General features: G+C 60.8%; 16 protein-coding genes. 6 read left to right on the plus strand and 10 right to left on the minus strand.

Annotation, left to right across the window (positions count from 1 at the left end):
• Nucleotides 1-15 precede the first annotated feature (15 nt).
• The 3 genes from LFL96_RS25075 to LFL96_RS25085 all read right to left on the minus strand — a co-directional run bounded on the left by LFL96_RS25075 (nt 16) and on the right by LFL96_RS25085 (nt 3,707).
• Nucleotides 16-747, minus strand: coding sequence for a DUF1175 family protein (locus LFL96_RS25075; protein WP_281003386.1), 732 nt, complete (start codon nt 745-747; stop codon nt 16-18).
• Nucleotides 748-2,553, minus strand: a complete 1,806-nt coding sequence (locus LFL96_RS25080) for a DUF2138 domain-containing protein (RefSeq protein WP_281003387.1) — start codon at nt 2,551-2,553, stop codon at nt 748-750.
• Between the two features lie 221 nt (nt 2,554-2,774).
• Nucleotides 2,775-3,707: a lysozyme inhibitor LprI family protein gene (locus tag LFL96_RS25085; RefSeq protein ID WP_281003388.1), complete on the minus strand. Its 933-nt coding sequence runs from the start codon at nt 3,705-3,707 to the stop codon at nt 2,775-2,777.
• Between the two features lie 284 nt (nt 3,708-3,991).
• Between LFL96_RS25085 and LFL96_RS25090 the strand changes: the two genes are divergently transcribed.
• Together LFL96_RS25090 and LFL96_RS25095 are read left to right on the plus strand one after the other, a co-directional pair.
• Nucleotides 3,992-5,125 (plus strand): hypothetical protein, encoded by a 1,134-nt coding sequence (locus tag LFL96_RS25090; RefSeq protein WP_281003389.1) that lies wholly within the window; start codon nt 3,992-3,994, stop codon nt 5,123-5,125.
• Between the two features lie 212 nt (nt 5,126-5,337).
• Nucleotides 5,338-5,979 (plus strand): dihydrofolate reductase family protein, encoded by a 642-nt coding sequence (locus tag LFL96_RS25095; protein ID WP_281003390.1) that lies wholly within the window; start codon nt 5,338-5,340, stop codon nt 5,977-5,979.
• Nucleotides 5,980-6,014: 35 nt separating this feature from the next.
• On the opposite strand, the gene LFL96_RS25100 is transcribed toward LFL96_RS25095, so the two are convergent.
• The 3 genes from LFL96_RS25100 to LFL96_RS25110 are packed head-to-tail and all read right to left on the minus strand — an operon-like array spanning nt 6,015 to nt 8,294.
• Nucleotides 6,015-6,887, minus strand: coding sequence for a DMT family transporter (locus tag LFL96_RS25100; protein WP_281003391.1), 873 nt, complete (start codon nt 6,885-6,887; stop codon nt 6,015-6,017).
• The gene (locus tag LFL96_RS25105; protein ID WP_281003392.1) at nt 6,880-7,695 is read right to left on the minus strand and encodes a DUF2182 domain-containing protein; all 816 of its coding nucleotides are present in this window, start codon (nt 7,693-7,695) and stop codon (nt 6,880-6,882) included. The genes LFL96_RS25100 and LFL96_RS25105 overlap by 8 nt, the downstream gene beginning before the upstream one ends.
• Entirely contained in the window at nt 7,692-8,294 is a 603-nt protein-coding gene (locus LFL96_RS25110; RefSeq protein ID WP_281003393.1) for a DUF1326 domain-containing protein, read from the minus strand. Before LFL96_RS25110 ends, LFL96_RS25105 begins: the two co-directional genes overlap by 4 nt.
• Before the next feature lie 920 nt (nt 8,295-9,214).
• Between LFL96_RS25110 and LFL96_RS25115 the strand changes: the two genes are divergently transcribed.
• Genes LFL96_RS25115 through LFL96_RS25125 form a run of 3 tightly spaced genes read left to right on the plus strand, consistent with a single transcriptional unit; the run spans nt 9,215 to nt 13,133 of the window.
• Entirely contained in the window at nt 9,215-11,911 is a 2,697-nt protein-coding gene (locus tag LFL96_RS25115; protein ID WP_281003394.1) for a type VI secretion system Vgr family protein, read from the plus strand.
• A complete protein-coding gene (locus tag LFL96_RS25120; protein WP_281003395.1) occupies nt 11,908-12,633 on the plus strand; it encodes a hypothetical protein in 726 nt (241 codons plus the stop codon). The genes LFL96_RS25115 and LFL96_RS25120 overlap by 4 nt, the downstream gene beginning before the upstream one ends.
• A complete protein-coding gene (locus LFL96_RS25125) occupies nt 12,630-13,133 on the plus strand; it encodes a hypothetical protein (protein ID WP_281003396.1) in 504 nt (167 codons plus the stop codon). Before LFL96_RS25120 ends, LFL96_RS25125 begins: the two co-directional genes overlap by 4 nt.
• 139 nt (nt 13,134-13,272) lie before the next feature.
• On the opposite strand, the gene LFL96_RS25130 is transcribed toward LFL96_RS25125, so the two are convergent.
• Nucleotides 13,273-14,496 (minus strand): MFS transporter, encoded by a 1,224-nt coding sequence (locus tag LFL96_RS25130; RefSeq protein ID WP_281003397.1) that lies wholly within the window; start codon nt 14,494-14,496, stop codon nt 13,273-13,275.
• A 112-nt stretch (nt 14,497-14,608) separates the two neighbouring features.
• The gene (locus tag LFL96_RS25135) at nt 14,609-15,313 is read right to left on the minus strand and encodes a YafY family protein (RefSeq protein WP_281003398.1); all 705 of its coding nucleotides are present in this window, start codon (nt 15,311-15,313) and stop codon (nt 14,609-14,611) included.
• 174 nt (nt 15,314-15,487) lie between these two features.
• Here LFL96_RS25135 and LFL96_RS25140 point away from each other — a divergent pair, with 174 nt between their 5' ends.
• Entirely contained in the window at nt 15,488-15,883 is a 396-nt protein-coding gene (locus LFL96_RS25140) for a VOC family protein (RefSeq protein WP_281003399.1), read from the plus strand.
• Between the two features lie 45 nt (nt 15,884-15,928).
• Here LFL96_RS25140 and LFL96_RS25145 read toward each other — a convergent pair whose 3' ends face one another.
• Together LFL96_RS25145 and LFL96_RS25150 are read right to left on the minus strand one after the other, a co-directional pair.
• Nucleotides 15,929-17,188, minus strand: a complete 1,260-nt coding sequence (locus tag LFL96_RS25145; protein WP_281003400.1) for an MFS transporter — start codon at nt 17,186-17,188, stop codon at nt 15,929-15,931.
• Nucleotides 17,181-18,395, minus strand: a complete 1,215-nt coding sequence (locus LFL96_RS25150) for a serine hydrolase domain-containing protein (RefSeq protein WP_281003401.1) — start codon at nt 18,393-18,395, stop codon at nt 17,181-17,183. The genes LFL96_RS25145 and LFL96_RS25150 overlap by 8 nt, the downstream gene beginning before the upstream one ends.
• Nucleotides 18,396-18,445: the final 50 nt, after the last annotated feature.

An 18,445-nucleotide genomic window follows, 5' to 3' on the forward strand; every position in this document is an offset into this window, starting at 1 on the left:
CGGAGTGGATTCGCTTCATGGTGTCAAAAAGTCCAAACGAAACACGCCGACGAAGTTGGGATTGCCGTCGAGCGGCTGCCAGCGGGAATCTTTCCATTGCATCAGGTCGGAAACGGCGACGGCGCGCAGACCGGTGTCGGTCGGCGTGACGGTGCCTGTGTGATAAGCGATGTAGCGGTCCAGCCAGATCATCAGATGCTGGTCGTCGCCCTGGTCGAAGAACAGCAGGTCGCCGGGCAGCGCCTGATTGACGTCCTTCGAAACGAAACGGCTGTTGCGTTGAATCAGTGCGATCGCCGACGCGTACGCGCCGGTCGATCCGTCGAGCTGGGTCCAGCGGTTCGCGATGGTGCGTTGTGTCGCCGACAGTTGCAACTCGGGCGGCATGCTGCTCGCGTCCGCGAGACCGGTCATGCCGTTCGCGCGCAGCCAGCGGGCGTCGTGCGGCTTGAGCGTCTCGCCGACCGCGAAACGCACGAGGCCGGCGCAGTCGCGTTGCGTCCAGCGCGGCGTCGGGCCGCGCCGAATCTGCTGATCGACGATGCGCGTGAACCACGCGCGAAACGCCGCCGATTGTTGCGGCGACAACGCGTCGGGATCGGCCGGGGCGGCGCTGCCGGTGAGCGCATGCGCGAGCGGAACAAGCGGCGACAAGCCGGTCAGCAGGCAGGCGCCGGCCGCATGCGCGAGCCACGCGCGGCGCGCGGGCGGATTGACCGCCGCGCGAGGGACGCGAAGGACGCGCACTTAGTCGCCCTCGGTGCCGGGCTGATCCGCCGGCGCGTCGGTCGTGCCGGATGGGTTCGTGCCCGCGTCCGCGTCTGCGTTGCCGGCCTTCGCGCGATCGAACCACCAGTCGACCGGCACCCAGCCCGTCGAACCCGGCAGACTCTGCGGCAGGCTCAACGACACTGGCGGGTAATGCGCGAGCGCCCGCAGCTTCGGCACGAGATGCGTGCGCGATGCGTTGCGGAACACCGCTTCCTGATCGGCCGGCAACGCGGCGCCTGCTTCGCGTTCGATCAACGCGGCGGCCGACGACGGCGTGAGCGTCAGAATCGTGCGCGGCAGGCGTTGCGGCGCGAGCGTGTCGGCGAGCGCCGGATAGCGCTTGTCGAGCACCGCGAGCGTGTCGTCGACCAGACGGCTATCCGGCGAGAAGATCAGATAGCCGTGCGCGAGCGCGAGCGTGACCGGGAAATAGCGCTCCGCCGACAGTTGCGACGCGAACGAAGCCTTGCTCGTCAACGCCGTTCCCGACGTCGCGCTCACCGGGCGTTGCCACACGGTGACGCCGGCGCCGGCGTCGCGCGTGGTGACGGGCAGGCGCAGATAGCCGGTGTTGCCGTCGGTTTTGGCGGCCTTCGCTTCGTACGCGCCGATCGCGTCGCCGAAGGTTTTGCCGAGCGCGGTTTTCAGCGCGGCGGTTGCGGCCGCGTCCTGCGTCTTCACGCGCGCGACGAACACCGGCGCGACCAGCGTGGATTTCGCGTACCAGCACACGGCGGCCGGACCGGCTAGTTGATCGGTGATAGCGGAGGCGGCGTCCGCGCCGCCGTCGGCGACCTTGCCGAGCAGACCCGAGGCCTCTTTCCAGTCGGCCGGCAAGCTCGTGCAGGCGGCCGGGTTAGCCGGCAGCGCGTGCCACAGGTCGGCGCTGTTCCACTGTTGCGGCAGCTTGTCGGGATCGATCAACGCGGCCGTCTGCCAGGTTGCGGGAGCATTGCCGTTCGACGAGAAATCGAAACGCAGCGCGTCGATGCCCGAGAAGAACGCCTGATAACCGAACGACAGATAGTTTGCCGAGACCACCAGACGGTGTCCCTTCGGCGCGTCGCCGGGGGCGTCGAGCTTGTAGGCGCGGGCCGCGTCGTCACGGCCCGACGACAGCATCTCGAACACCGCGTCGCCGCGCTCGCTCAGCACACCGCCTTTCTGGTCAAGCAGCACGCCGGGCGCGGACAGCACCACGAGGCGATCGTCCTTGGTGGCGAACAGCAGCGTGCGGCCGACCGCCAGCTTGAGCGCGTAGACCGGGACGTCGCCGGAGAGTTTGGCGACCTGGCTCAGTTGCGAGTCGCTGGCCGCGACGTTCGCATAGCCTTGCAGCAGCTTGGCGAGGCCATTGCGATGCATGGACATCGCCCAGTAGCCGAGACGACCGTCCGGCGAGCGCCACAGCAGCACGTGCGCGGGTTCGTCGAATACGCGGCGGATCAGTTCGTCGCGCCAGTCCAGCTGATGTTCGAACGCGAGACGGCGCAGCGCGCCTTCGGCGGAGAGCCGCGTGTTGTTCGATTCGTAATAGTCGACGAAATCCTGCGTCAGCACGTCGTGCAGCAACGGCACGCGCAGGATGTCGCGCGGCAGACGCGAGAGCGCTTCGCTGTCGATTACCGCGTCGGGGTGGTGAATGTCGAGAACGACCTCGGTATTTTCCGGGCCATGCGCCTTGCGATGTCCGAATGGACGCCACACCGCCTGAATGACCACGCCGGCCACGACCAGAAGACCGACTACCAGGATTGCAATCTTTTTGCGCGACATCTTCATCTGATTTCTTCTGGTTCGATGCGACGGTGATAACGTGGATGCCCGGCGGATTAAGTCGATGCGGTCAATTGCAGATCAATCGCCGAAGGCAGCGATGATAACCGATATCTTTAACAGGAAACCAGTCGCGCTTTGTATTTCTTTGCATTTAACAGTCGGCTACGTTTTAGAAGGTTTTCTGGTGGGGAATCGCTGAGGGATTCATTAAAATTTCATGCGAGTTAAAGCCCCGCCGGATATTGCGGCGTCGTCAGACAGTTATTGAACCAGGCGCTATCCACAAGCGACCACATCTCCGCATCGAGTCGCGGCATGCCTGAGGCCGGAACCGGAAACCGGTCTTCCCCGTCCGCTTTCGCGGCGCGCACCCAGCCGGCCTTGCTGCTTCCGTCGTTACAGGCGTTCGATTGACTGTCGCAGTAGGCTTGCGCGTGGACGGTGCCGCCATCCACACGACTGACCGTGCTGTACATGTCCGTCTGCCAGCTCGCAAAGTCCTGACTCTGGCTGCAAACGCGGTCGTGGTTCTGAACGTGCACGGCGCCGAAGCAGGTGTACGACACCGTGGTTCCGCTACGGTCGTTCGGGATGAAAGAACAGTCCGCCGCGAAACCGCTAAACGGACCGCCCGCATATTTGGCGAGCCATTGCCGCTCCCTTTGGGCGATGGCGATCAGGCCTTTGTCCGACTGGTCTTGCAGCAAACGCGTGCGCTCGGCAATCTGCTTGCGGACTTCGCCGGCGCTCAATGAATTGCCCTGCAAATCGCCGTCCAGACCCGTATTGCGAGCGTCAATCCAGCGACGCTGGCTACGCACCAGCATCTCGCGGATTTCGGCGTCGGGCGCGGATTTCAATAATTTCGAGTAGGCCGCGTTCATTTGCTCGTCCGCCGATAGCAAAGACTTATTCGCGCAGATTTTCTTTTCCACGGGTTTGGCGGCTTTGGCGCAGTCGAATGCGAATGCCGGAATCGCGCAACCCAGCCCAACAGCGGAGAGTAGAACGGCCGTGACAGTCCGGATCAGGGAAATGCGTGAAAACCTATGCGCGGCATGCACGAAATACCTCCTTCGTTTTACAAATAGGGGGGGTCGCGGGAACTGCGGGAAATACGAATTCGGATTCTGCCATGAGCGGGCGCTCACGATCATAGCGGCGTTGTGGATATCGTCGTTGGAACAAATCGGGTGATACCTGATAATTCAGATTGAATTTACATTGTGCTTGCACCTTCGGTATTCGTCATTGCCACTTCCTTTCGGTTGACTCTGTCGATACGTGAAACCTAGAATCCGCCAGCAACAAAGTCTGATGCCTGTTTCCCTGATTTTTTGGCTAGTCGGCAGACACCACACGAGAATAGAGAACTGAAGCGATCCACTTAATCCGGGTGGACCGATTCGGCAGCATGGATAGTGGACGGGATACATACACGATGAAAGCAGGGCTTCAGTTCAAGCAATGGGCACGCGTCGCGATGAGTGCGATGCTGTTTCACGTCGCCATGGCATCGGCGCAGACCGTCGACATTCCGCTCGGCACGCCCGAGGGATTTTCCGCCGATGCGGTGACGGCGGTCGGCAATGGCCGCTACTGCATCAGCGGCAACATCTATGACGACAGCGGGCCGAGCTGGTCGGGAATGGCCGTGATGGTCGACGCAACGAACCGCCGGGTGTTATGGCGTACGCCGATTCCGTTCACGCGCGGCTATGCCGGCAATTCGGTGCAGGCGTGCGGCGTCGCGGGTCAATCGGTCTATGTGGTATCGGTGGAGAGCACGCAGAGCAGCGAGTCGCTCAAGCAGAAGCGTGTGGTGTTGAACCGTCTTTCGGCGGCGGGCAAGCTGGAGAAACAACACACCCTCCACGCCGGGTTCGACGAGTGGTTTTATATGCTCGGCGTCAATTCATCGGGTCTCGTCGTAGCGGGTAGCACGAGCGAGAAGTCCGCGCAGGGCGGGCCGTTCGGCAACTACGTCGCGCAGTTCGATGGCGACCTGGTTCAGACCGGCATCAGGCAGTTGCCGAGTGGCGCGTTCGGTGCCGATTCGTCGGCCGTGTTCGATGGCAGGAATCTGGTGGTGGCGGGTCAGTTCCTGCCGAATCCCGGCGCGGGGCATGATGGCTATGCGGTGTCGAAGATCGATTTCGACAAAAACCGCTACCTGTGGTCGACTTATACGTCGCCGGGTGTGACGCTGGGGACGAGTGCGCTGGTTGCGCAGGACGGGAACACGGTCGTGGTGAGTTCAGCGCCCGGCGGCGTGTTGAACGTGACGGTACTCGATCGTTTGGGGAAGATCACGTCGACGTTTGCCGCGAAGGCCGCGGAGTTTTGCAAGCTGCAGGCCGCTGCGATGGATGGGCATAAGCTCAGCGTGTTCGGCGATACCTGCAAGAGCAATAGCGTGACGCAGTTGTTGTCGGTGGATCTGACGTCGCATGCGGTCAGCACAACGCGGGCGTTCAAGACGAACCTGCAAGGCGCGACGATCGATGCGGGCGGCTGGGTTGGTGTCGCGGTTAGCGAAGAACATGGGGCCGTGTTTCAGCGAGGGGTAGAGTGAGCTTGCTGGAACCGGAGGAGTTCGACGCCACTCTAGGTTCGCTCATCTGCTGAGCTTCTGTTCGAGTCAGCGCGGAAACTCAGCATCCGGGTTTTCACGGAGACGACCCACTGTCGATTCACCATCCCCTCACACGTCGTAGCAATGAAATCCAGTCCATCGAATCGACTGGCCTCCCCATCACCGCATCCACAGCACGGACGGAGACGTGAATGACTAAAGTAAAAGTTGCCGGGTTTGGTGTCTCGCTCGATGGTTTCTCCGCGGGAACCGAGCAGAGCCTTGAACATCCGCTCGGCGTACGCGGCGAGGAAATCTTCCAGTGGTTTTTCCCAACGCAGACTTTTCGCCAGATGATCGGAAAAGAAGGCGGCGAAACCGGCCCTGACGATCAGTTCGCCCAACGCGCGATGGCAGGATTCGGCGCTTTCATCCTCGGCCGCAACATGTTCGGACCCATCCGTGGAGAATGGCCGGACGATCAGTGGAAAGGCTGGTGGGGCGACAATCCACCGTATCACGCACCGACCTTCGTGCTGACGCATCATCCGAGACCGTCAATTGAAATGCTCGGCGGAACGACTTTTCATTTTGTATCCGAAGGCATCGAAGTCGCACTGCAAAGGGCGCGCGACGCAGCGGGCGGAAAGGACATCAAGATCGGCGGCGGCGTCGAGACGGTCAGGCAGTACATTCAGGCGGGCCATGTCGACGAGATTCATCTCGCCGTCGCACCGGTCGCGCTGGGTCAAGGCGAACCGCTCTTCAGCGGTCTCGATCTCCGGGCGCTCGGATATCGAACGGTCGAGCATGTGCCGACGGAGCGAGCCACACACATTGTTCTGGCGAAGTAACGTCGGCGATCGAAGGGCTTGCTGGTTGACGGTCGCTATCCACGGGACTTGCCGATCAGCACCATCGCGATACCGCCAAGAATCGCAGCAGACGCTACAACGAGGCGCGGCGTGATCGCTTCCGACAGGAACGCCACGCCGCCGCATGCAGCGATAAGCGGTACCGACAACTGCACCGTGGCGGCCCGCATCGCGGTCAACCTGCTCAGCGCCGCATACCAGATGACGTACCCGATGCCGGACGTCAGCGCACCCGATGCAATCGCGAGCGCAACGCCCGTCTCAGTCGCATGAGCGCGCCCGCCGGCGATGAAAACCGCGCTCATCAATAAGACGAGCGGCGCCGCTCGCACGAAGTTTCCCGCCGTCGATGCGAGCGGGTCGGCCACTTTACGGCCACGCAGCGAGTACACGCCCCAAGCAACGCCCGCGACCGCCATCAAGGCCGCGCCGACAAGCGGCGGCGCCGCGATACCCGGCAACACCAGATAAACCAGCCCCGCGATGGCCAGGGCAAGACCGAGCCACGCGATACCGCCGAACTGCTCGCCGGAGCGCAGGCCCACGCTGAGCATCGTCAACTGAACTGCGCCGAACAGAATCAGCGCACCTGTCCCCGCGGACAGAGTGAGATACGCGAAGGAGAAAAACGCGACGTAGACGAACAGCATGACAGCAGCGAACCAGTCGGCACGGTTGGGTACATGCGATCGCGACTTGAACCGCACGATGACGGCAAGCATGATCGCCCCCGAAATCAATCGGATGCCGGCGAAGCTGACCGGATCGATTTCGCCTCGCAGTAGAGCGAGCCGGCATAACAGGGAATTCGCCGCGAACGCGAGCATCGCTGCGGCAGTGAGCACAATCGTTCGCAAGAAAGCTGGGCCGTCGCGTGTATCACGCATGGGTCAGCACCAGGACGAAGGCCCATGACAACAGCGCCACGCCTATGGGCGTACTTAACCGCCGGCCCCAGGTAACGTTCTTTTCGATCGCCATCGCGGCAGCAAGCAGAAGCATCCAGCCGAGGCTGCCGGTGCCGAGCGCGAACATCAACAGCATCAACGCCCAGCAGCAACCGACGCAGAACAGACCGTGCCGCGCGCCAAGCGCATAGGCGTTCCAGGCCTGCGCGTGTCCTCGCCAGCGTTCGATGACGAAACTCGTGGGCGTGCGGCACTTTTCGAGGCATCGGTACTTGAGCTTGCTGAACTGAAACGCGCCCGCCAGCGCAATGACGGCGACGCCGACGAGCCAGCCGCGCCAGGCCAGCGCGGGTACGTTGGCGACCACCGAGAGCACCGCGCTATGAAGCACGTGCGCCACTATTCCGAAGGCGCCCCACACCGTCATGTAGCCCAGGCCGAGTAGCGTCAGCAGGCAGGCATGATCAGGACGTCCGGCCGTCAACCGGTCGAAGGCACTGAATAGCGGCAACGTGGTGGGCAGCATCATCGCGGTTGTCATCAATATCCACGCGACCGCGTAGAGCACCACGGGCACCACCACGCTGCCCGCGGGAACGACACGACACAGGAATGCCGCCGGTCCCGACGCGGTCCAGTCGGCGTGCTCGATGTAGCGTCCATACGGACTGCGTGCCCACGCCCACAACACCAGCCAGGCCAGCGCGATCAACGCGACCAGAATCGGCAGGAACACGTGAGCATGGCGCGAAGCGCGGGCCGGCGAAGGGCCGGCCATCGGGTTCATGCGTCGAACACGAAAGTGCTCTGTAGAGCGTTCTGATTTTTGATGTGGAGGTCGATGCCGAGCGCCGGGTTCTTCGATCGATAAGTCGGGGCCTTGCCGACGAACACCGGTGCACCCGGCACGGTCGAAAACACGGTGTCGGACAGCGTCGTCTGGCCACCGGTCGCGCCAAGATAAGGTTCGAGCTCGGCATAATAATCCGCGCCGATTTCGAGCTCGCCCTTGCCCGCGACCACGGTGAAGCGGATCGGCGCCCGCTCCACGGATACGACCTGACCGATGAGCTTGGCGAGATCGGCAACCGGGCCGCCGGCCTGCCCGGTGTAGACCTTGAGGAGCGCGTCTTCCTGCGCTTTCGAGGCCTGGTCGCTGATGAAGATCGCGGCGGTCCAGTTGCCTTGTAGGATATTGCCGGGTACGTGGGCGACAGCGGCGATGGTGTTGCCGGCGACATCGACGCCGTCCACCGTGCCCTTGTCGATGTGCCATGCGACGATGGTGTCGCAGGTTCCGTTGTCAGGGTCCTCGCCAATCCAGCAAGGACACAGCACCTTACAGTTGCAAACTTCGAGGAGACGACCTTCCAGGTGATAACTCATACGAACCTCCATTGAAGGTACGTGAACACCCACACTTGCGGCCGCGAGGCGCGGCTGCAAGGACTATCAATTTTCCCGCTGCCGGTTGTAGCGAGTCAAGGTTGCCGATGCTCACGCAGTTCAATAACGATTGGGCTTGGCGGTTTTGGAAAGTCATGGCGTGGTTCGGCGGGGTGATGAATGCAGCGTTCAAGACATTCGACGGCGTGGGTTGAACTGCTGAATTAGTCAATCAATTTTTCTGCAAGATCTCACGAATTAGTTTTTAGCAGCAGAAGCGGGTTTGGCGGTAAGTACTGGACGACGGCGAACGGCCGATTGCGTTGGACGCCAGCACCTCACTCTGCCTGATGGACTTCGCGTCCACTTTTGAGTCCCGTTTATCGACACGCCCAAAGACCACATGGCATTCCTGCAGATGATTAGGCTCACGGCCGAAGAAGAGCACGCGTTAAAACGTTGGGACACACGCCGATTGCCAGATGGGTACTGCCCTACATGCCTTGGGCCATCAATCCCAGCCACACGTCGCCGCAGTGGCCCGATCTCACACAACGCCTGATAAATCACGCACTCATTTTGAGAGTGCCTGCACTGATTGCCAGTTGAGCGCTGGCTAGCCGATAGACACAGACGTGGACAGGCTGCTTCGATGGATGGCGAAAAACCATTTCGCATTATTCTCAACCGAGAGTTGTTCAATTCAGTGACGCCGAGAATTTTGTGATAACGCATAACAGCGGTAGGGACGCGTGAAAGAACTTTCGAAAGTCGCAATGTATGCAACCGGCATACTTACGTTTATAAAATCTATGTCACTTAAAGTTAGCCTCATTAAACAGCTGTCCGATTTATTCGAAGTTTCGTAGAATCGGCGCCGTGTATGTAACTGTCCGACTGGTTAACATTTAAGAGGCCGTATGGGAACGCAGGACCTGATCGGGGTAATGACTGGCAGACTCGTCCAGAGTGATCGGCTGCTGAAGCTGGATACGCAGTTAGGCAGAAACATCCTGGTGCCTCAACGCCTCGTTGGTACATCGCGAATCGGCCGTCACTACGAATTTACTGCCGACGTAATTTCCACGTCCGGCGACCTCGAACTCAAGACGCTGATTGCCCAGCCCGTCACCCTCTGGATCCAGCAGGCCGACAAGTCCTACCTGCCTCACCACGGATATGTGCACACCGCACGTCGCCTCGGATCCGACAGCGGTTTAACCAGTTATCAGATAGCCTTCGCTTCGTGGATGCACTTCCTGCGTTTTCGCAAGGACGCGCGAATCTGGCAGGACAAGTCAGCCGATGAAATTCTGACTGACGTATTCAACATGCACCCGCAGGCGCAAGGCGCATTCCGTTTTGCATTGAGCAAGGCGCTACCCTCGCGTTCGTTCTGCATGCAATACGAGGAAGACTGGAATTTTGTCCATCGCCTGATGGAAAGCGAAGGACTGTTCGGCTACTTCGAGCAGGCGAGCGACGGCAAGTCCCATACGCTCGTCGTCACCGACAGTCTCGATGCTTTCCAGCCCCTGTCGCCGCAAAGCGTTCAGTTCTATCGTGCCGGCACGAATAGCGAAGCCGACGCGCTGGTCCAGTGGTCGGGCACGCGAACACTGCAAAGCACTACGCTCACGACCCGTACGTTCGACTACAAGGCACCCGCACCGGTCGCATTTCCCAAGGGCACAAACATCCCCACCGTGCCTACACAGGGGAATCTGCCCCAGCAGGCCGAGGTATATGAATACACCGGCGCCTACACCTATGGCGGACAGGATCGGGGCGATCAACTGTCCAAAGTCCGGATGGAGGAATGGGAGTCGCGCGCCAAGCGTTTCTCTGCTTCGGGCGGTTTACGAGGTGCCGACGCTGGGCGCTGGTTTGAACTCGACGATCATCCCGAGCACGCGACGGACAGCGCCCAGAACCGGCAGTTTGCGATCATCGAAGCCACGTGGTTCATTGAAAACAACCTGCCGGTTTCCACCATGTCGGCCGATTTCCCGCATAGCTTGCGCGGCGACATCGGGAAAATCCTGGCGAGTCGCGCGTCCAGCAATGGGCTCAAGATCAAACACGCGGACGGCAGCGAAGGCTTCTTCCTCGTCGAGATCGAGGCGCAACGTAAGGCCGTACCCTTTCGCAGCCCGTTCGAGCATCACAAGCCGGAGATGCATCTGCAGTCGGCGATTGTCGTTGGGCCCAAAAACGTCGAGGTTTATACCGATCCGCTGAACCGTATCAAGGTGCGCTTCCACTGGGACCGGCTCAATAACGGTGACGAAAAAGCATCTTGCTGGGTGCGCGTCGCGATGTCCGATACCGGCGGCGGGTACGGCAGTGTGCATGTGCCCAGAGTCGGAGAAGAAGTTCTGATCAGTTGGGTAGGCGGCGATTGCGACAGACCCGTCGTAACCGGGCGCATCTACAACGGCAATACGCAACCGCACTGGCATTCCAACGGACTGCTATCGGGCTACAAGTCAAAGGAATATCAGGGCGGCGGCTACAACCAGTTGGTGATGGACGACTCGACTGGTCAGAATCGCGTTCATCTCTATTCGACAAATACGAATGCGCATCTGCACCTGGGCTATCTGATCGACCAGAGTGGCAATACACGGGGCGGCTACCTGGGCAGCGGTTTCGATCTGAAATCGGATGCCTACGGCGCGGTGCGGGCGGGTCAAGGTCTGTACGTCACGACTTATCCGGCAGGCGCTCAGCCGCTGAACGTACAGCAATCCACGTCGCAGCTCGTCAATTCGGAGAGCGTGCTGGAAACGATGTCGGATGCCAGTACAACCCATCAGGCGGAAAGTCTCAAGGACGGGCACGACTCGCTGAAGGCATTCACGGATGCCACGCAGAACAACGTATCAGGCTCGTCATCGGGCGGCAACACCGCGGGCGGTGGGACTGGAAGCGCCAATGCTTTCAGGGAGCCGGTCATGCTGTTCGGCAGTCCGTCGGGCATCGCACTGTCTACACAGAAATCCGTTCACGTCGCCAGCGATGAACACATCAATCTCGTGAGTGGGCAGAGCACGCATATCGCAACGGGTAAGTCGCTGATTGCGAGCGTCGTGGAAAAGCTGAGCCTTTTCGTGCAGAACGCTGGGATGAAACTGTTTGCGGCAAAGGGAAAAATCGAAATACAGGCACACTCGGACAACATCGAGGTGATCGCTCAGAAAACCATGACGATGTTGTCGGCAACCGAGAAAATCGACGTAGCGGCAAAGCAAGAAATTCTTCTGACGTCGGGTGGCGCATATATCCGTCTTAAGGACGGCAATATCGAGATTCATGCACCTGGCGCGATCGATGTGAAAGGCAGCCAACATAGCTTCAATGGGCCGGCAAATATGAGTTATGCCTTGCCGGTCCTCCCCATTTCTTCCGATGAGGAAATTGTTGAACAAAGCTTCGTTCTGTTAGAGAACGGAACCACGCCGGTACAAGGGTATCACTACGATTTATATGCCGATGATGATCTGCATACGAAAAAAGGCCAATATTCCTCCGGCGAGACAGTGAGTGTTTCAGGGCAACCCTCTTTGAAACTGATTACATGGATTGCGGGAGATTCAGCAAGGAAAAGCATATGAGCAGCACCCCCCCTTCGGACACGCAGACACCCGCCAGCGCGCCAGCAACCGCAAGCACGTCGACAGCGACGACGACGCCTGCGCTGACGCAAATGCCAGCACCTGCACAACCGCTCGATGCGCAGACGAGGCAACTCGCGGCGATGGCTTTCGGTGAGGCATCGTTACAGGATAATTCCGACGAAATGATGGCCATCGCAAGCGTGCTGGTACGGCAGCGCGACGCCCGTGGCTATTCCAATATGGCTACGTTCACAAAAAATGATCCGACTTTTTCGTTCGTGATAGGTGATGGAAATGCTCGCTACAACAAATTAATGCAGGCGACTGACGCACAGATCGCGAAAGATCCCGCCATGCAGGCCGCAATCGCAGCTGCGCGTAACGCACTTGCAGGCGGCCCGGACAAGTCGAATGGTGCCTATTTCTGGGATGGCGCTGACATTAAGACAAACTATGCCAATCACTTCAAAGTTAGACATGGTATAAAAATTACCGACCCCAGTCACAACATATATAACATCAAAGACTCCACCAAACTCGTCATTTTGTACAAAATTATAAAAACAAAGGACAAAAAGACAAAAAAAGTGAAAACTGAAAAAATAGAGACAGGCCGCTACGACCACGTTTACGATTCAACCGCCGGCATCGGTGGCACGATTTTTTGGAAGTATAATCAGCAATATCTCGACGTTACAGGTGGGAGTGAATATCGATGAAAAATGGACTCGCGGCAGCAATAATTTTTGTCTCAATTACGGGATGGGCAGCATCACCCAGCGAAAACCTGATCGAAAGTTGCCTTCAGGCACACTCGACCGCGTCGTCTATTACGATCCACGACATTGCCCAAGATACCGTACTTCAAGAAGACAACTACGCACCTGGCTTTAACGCCACCTACATCTTCAAGTACAAAGGAGCCGATGTAGGTTATGCCAATGGAAAACGTGATCAGGCTCTGATCTACTCCGGAAAACTTTATCCGCTTTCGAAATCCATACCGCTTGACAATGGCAAACCCGTCAAATACTCGGAATTCAACCCCGCGTTGGCGCAATGGAGCCTTGCAAAAGAGGGACGGCAACGATACTTATGTGTCGGATTCAACTTTGACGGACTTGGGCAAAGTGGCTCATTCCAAAATGTGTACGGCGGATATCTATTGAATTTAAACAATAAAAATTTATATTTCGCTGTGCGCGACGTCCGGAGATGAGCACACCAAGGCATCAAACATACATTCGTTCGCCACTTCCTACCCTCATTGGGCTCAAAACTCTGGTCACCGTTCGACCCACTGCTGGAAACCAAAGCGTGTGGTCTGCTGCTGAGCGCATACGTCAATTGCCGTTACGCTATGCCGACGTACCCCCCGCCCCGCACGCCCGCCGAATCCCCGCCCCACAACCCACCCACAACGCGAGCGACCCCGTCGACACCGCCCCGAGCGCGACAAACGCCGCGGCATAACCAAACCGATGCGCAAGCAACCCGCCAAGCGCGGGACTCAACGCCGCGCCCGCCGACTGCACCGTCATCACCACGCCCTGCCCGACATTCACGCGCCCCGTGCCGTTCAGCAGATGCACCACCAACGCCGGCACGGCAACGCTCTGCAGACCCGCGCCGACACCGTCGAGCGCCTGCACCGGCCACACGCCCCACGCCTCGATCAACGAAGCGGCGATCAGCCCACGCACCGGCAGCGCGAGGAAGGTGAGAAGAATGACCCACCAGTATCCGCGCCAGCGGATCAACCGATTGGCAAACATCGCGGCAACCACCATCACACCTTGCGCAATCACGATGGTCTCGGCAGTGAAGGCACTCGGATCCCCCTTATGGGCGGCAACGATCGCAAGCCCGTAGAGCGGCAGCATCGCGGCATTGCCGAGATGAAACAACGCGAGTGCGGCCGCGAGCACCAGCAGCGGACGGCATTGCAACAGAATCCGGAGTCCGCTGGCCGCGTCGTCCTTGGCGGCCTCATGTGAGGGCTCCGCCGGAGCTAACCCTCGCGCGACATGATGATCGATCGCATCACCACGAATCATCACCACGCAGATAATCGACAGCACGCCAAACGCGGCACTCAACGCAAACACGGCGCCGAAACCATAGCGCCAACCCAACCATCCCGACAGCGCCGCGGCAACGACATTGCCCGCGTGATTCGCCACCTGGTTGCGTCCAAACTGCCGGTCGAAACCGCTCTGCCTCACGATTCCCAGCGTGATGCCCGCGATCGCCGGCCCGATCGCGGCGCCGGTGATCGCAGTGGCGATCTGGGAGACCGCCACCATCCAATACTCGTGAGAGACCCACAACAGGCTCGACGCGAGCACCGTCATGACACCGGCCACCACGATCAACGCGCGCTTGTAACGCGTACCGTCGACCAACGCGCCGGCCGGCGACGTCGCCAGCATCCCCGCGATGCCGCCGATGCTCATCACCGTCCCGATCATGTCCGTGCCCCACCCTCGCGCTTGCAAAAAAACGCCGAGAAACGGACCGATGCCGGCCTGGACATCCGCCATGAAGAAGTTCAGTGCTTCGAGTGCGCGGATCGTTCTCACGGTGCCCTACGATTCGTTGACGTACCGGCGTGCTGGCGTGCTGGCGTGCCGGACGGGGACTGGAACTGAGACTGGGTGCGCGCCAGCGTTGCAATCGGCGTGCCACCCGGCCTCACTCCGGCAACTCGACGCCGCGCGTCGTTTTCATATACCGCTTCCAGCGCGTCATCAGCACACTGCGCCGCTCGTTGTGCCGCTCCTCCAGAAAGACCGCATCGCCGATTCGATCCGTTCTGAAGTGACGAAACGCCTGACGCAACTCGCACCACGCGACGAGCAGACGCACCGTGTCCGCATAGCCGATCAGCAGCGGCCAGATGGTGCGCTCGCTCGAACGCCGTTGCTCGTCGCGGTAACGGATACGCAGCTTGCGCCCCTCGCGAATCCATTTGCGCACCTGCGCGACGTCGAGCGTTTCAGTCGATGCGGACAAAGGCGTCGGAACGCCGACCGTCGGCTCCGCAATAAAAGGCCGCAGTTGCTCCGGTATCGCGGCCGTCACCTTGGCGATCAGATCGCGGGCCGCTCTCGCGAGTACGGGGTCACCACGCTGCGCGACCCATTGCGCGCCCAGCACGGCTGCTTCCAGTTCATCGGCCGTCAGCATCAGCGGCGGCATGTCGTACTCGCGTTCGAGGACGTACCCGGTTCCCGCCTCGCCGCGAATCGGCACACGTTGCGCCATCAGGTCGGCGACATCGCGGTACACCGTGCGTATCGACACTTCCAGTTCCTCGGCGAGTCCGCGAGCCGTCACCGGACGCTTCGAGCGTCGCAGGATCTGGATGATCTGGAAAAGTCGGTCGGATCGGCGCATGAGTTCGAGGTCGACTGCTGACTGCTGACTGCTGACTGCTGACAGAACGGTGGCAGCAGTGCTTTCGTAGGATACGTATCACGTCGCGCAGCTTTTGCAACGACGCGCTGGCCGGGCTTCTTCAATCCCGCCGAAGCCCGGATGCATCCTGACACATCGCCCCGAGGATCAACAATGGATTTCGTTTCCACCCGCATCATCACCGACGATATCGAACGGCTCGTCCAGTTCTACGAGAACATCGGTCTGACGGCCACGTGGTATACGCCGGACTTCGTCGAACTATCGTCGCCGTCCTGCACGCTGGCGATCGGCAGCACACGCACCATGGCCCTGTTCGGAGCCGGCGCGGCGACACCGGCCAGCAATCGTTCGATGATCGTCGAATTCCGCGTGGACGACGTCGACGCGGAATACCGCAAGCTCGAAAAACTGATCACTTTCGTCCAGGCGCCGACAACCCAACCGTGGGGAAATCGCTCGTTGCTGTTTCGCGACCCGGATGGGAACCTGATCAACTTCTTCACGCCGGTCACGGAAGAAGCGATCCGGAAGTATACGAAGCAATGAACTCGCGGAATAAACGAAGCTTCGGCGCGGCGCGCTCACACTGAGTCACGCGTCACCTTGACGATCCCGCAAAGTGCTTCGCCAGTTCGCCGACACGACCAGCAGCGTCATCGCAAGCAATACGGCCGCACTCCACGGCAGCGCAGCGGGTCCCGCCAGGGTGATCGTCGCCGCACCCAACACCCCACCGCCCGCGATCGCAAGATTCCAGACCGTGACGATCAGCGACTGCGCCATATCGGCCAGCTCGCCGGCGGCTTCCGCCGACGCGGTCTGGAACACCGTTGCCACGCCGCCGAATGCGAATCCCCACACCGCCACGCCGGCCAGCACGGCAACGTCGTGACTGGCGGCAACGCCCATGATGACCGCAGCCGACGCGAAAAGCAGCGTGCTGGCAATCATCAAGGGCTTGAGCCACGCGTCGATCGTCCAGCCGACCACGGCGATGCCGACAAGCGCCGCGAGACCGAACGTCAATAGCAGCGCATCGACACGATTGGCGCCGCCGGACAACGCGACGAACGGCGCGATATACGTGTAGAGCACGTTATGCGCAAGCACGTAGAGAAACGTTGCAGCAAGTACCGTCTTCAGCCCAGGCCGACGCAACGTCGCCATCACGCCACGCGTCTCGCTCGAAGACTGTCCCGCGAAGTCCGGCACGATCGCACGTACGCAAACGGCCAGTGTCAGCGCCAGCCCGCTCAACGCGCCAAACGTGATGCGCCAGCCGAGCGATGCGCCAAGCCAGGTGCCCAACGGGATGCCGATCGATAACGCGAGCGGCGTGCCGACCATCGCGATCGCGATGGCACGCCCGCGAAGATCCGGTGGCGCCATTCGCGCGGCGTAACTCGCCAGCAACGCCCAGACAACGCCCGCCGATACGCCCGCGAGCAATCGCGCCACGAGTATCGTCGGATAGCTCGTCGAGATCGCGGTGACTGTGTTGGCCGCGATAAAGCCCACGATTGACAGCAGTAACAACGAACGGCGCCGCCAGCGACGTGTAACGACCACCACGGGAATCGCCGCGATCAACGAGCCGAACGCATACATCGTCACGAACTGGCCGATCAGCGCCTCGGAGACGCCGAGGTCCGCGCTCATCAGCTTCAGCAATCCGGCCGGCAACGCTTCGGTCAGGATCGTGACGAAGCCGCACATCGCAAGAATGAGCAAACCCGCGAGCGGCAGGCGCCGCGGATTCACACGGCCATCGCCCTCGGCATGACGATGGGCACCGGCATCGACATTGGTCTTCGCCTCACACGATCGCGCCGCGAGATCGATGTCACCCATCACGACGCTCGTCGTCGCCCAAGCCACCCGCTTCGCCATAGACCGCATCGCGCAACTGTGCGACGAACGTGCCCGACATGCCTTCGTAAAGCGTATTCGTGAACGCGACGACGCTCAGGCCACGCACACGATCGACGAACCACGAATGACCATACGCGCCGCCCCATCGCCATGTGCCGACGGACTCCGGCGAATTGGCCCGCACCGGATCGCGCAGCACCGAGAAGCCAAGACCGAAACCATAGCCGGGCGCGTCCGGCGGACCTGCCTCGCCGCTATGAACGGAGCCCATTTGATCGACCAGCGTGGACGGCAGCAACGCCCCACCGCCGCTGCGCAACGTGTCGAGCAAGCGTAGAAAATCGCCCGCCGTGCCGACCATGCCCGCGCCGCCCGACGCGAATGCATCGCGGTCGAGCGCGCGCGACGGTGCGAAACGGATTCCCGTCGTGCCTTCGAACGGCGCGACGATTTCCTCGTCGCGCATCCGGTGCGGCTCAGGCGCATCGTTCACATAGACGGCAGCGAGCCGCAAGGGATCGGTTGCAAAAAACGCGGTGTCGGTCATGCCGAGCGGTGTCGTGACGAGCGCCCGAATCGCGACCTGCAGCGTTGTCCCCGTCACACGCTCGATCAACAATCCGAGCACATCGACGGCGAGCGAATAACCCCATGCAGCGCCGGGCGCGTAGCCCAGCGGCACACTGGCGATCCGGCGTACGTTGTCGTCGAGCGAGATGTTCGACGCATCCATGCCGTCCGACACGCCGGCTTGCGCATACGGACCCGACTCGTCCACCTCCAGAAAACGGTAGCCGAGCCCGGCCGTATGCGACAACAACTGCCTGACGGTGATCCGCGCCTCGCGGCCATCCGGCAGACGCGGGCGGAATTCGGGAAGCCAGCGCGTCACTTCGTCGTCGAGACTGAGCGACGCTTGCGCGACCAGCACCATCACCGCGGTGGAGACGATCGGTTTGCTGATCGACGCCAGCCGGAACAACGCGTCCTCGCGCATCGGCCGCGCTCTTTCCCGATCGGCGAGGCCCGCCGCGCGCCGGTACCGCGACTCGCCGCGCTCCGCGACCAGCACGACTGCGCCAACCAGGCGCTTCTCGTCGAGCGCGCTATCGATCACCGCATCGACACGTCGCCGCAACGTGCCCGGGTCGCCATTCGGGCTGGATAAAAACGATCGCACGGACATACTAAATCCTCGCAAGGTGTAAGTCCGTGGATGGTACGAGCGCGCTTGCA

The sequence above is a fragment of the Paraburkholderia sp. D15 genome (genome assembly GCF_029910215.1).
GTDB lineage: Bacteria > Pseudomonadota > Gammaproteobacteria > Burkholderiales > Burkholderiaceae > Paraburkholderia.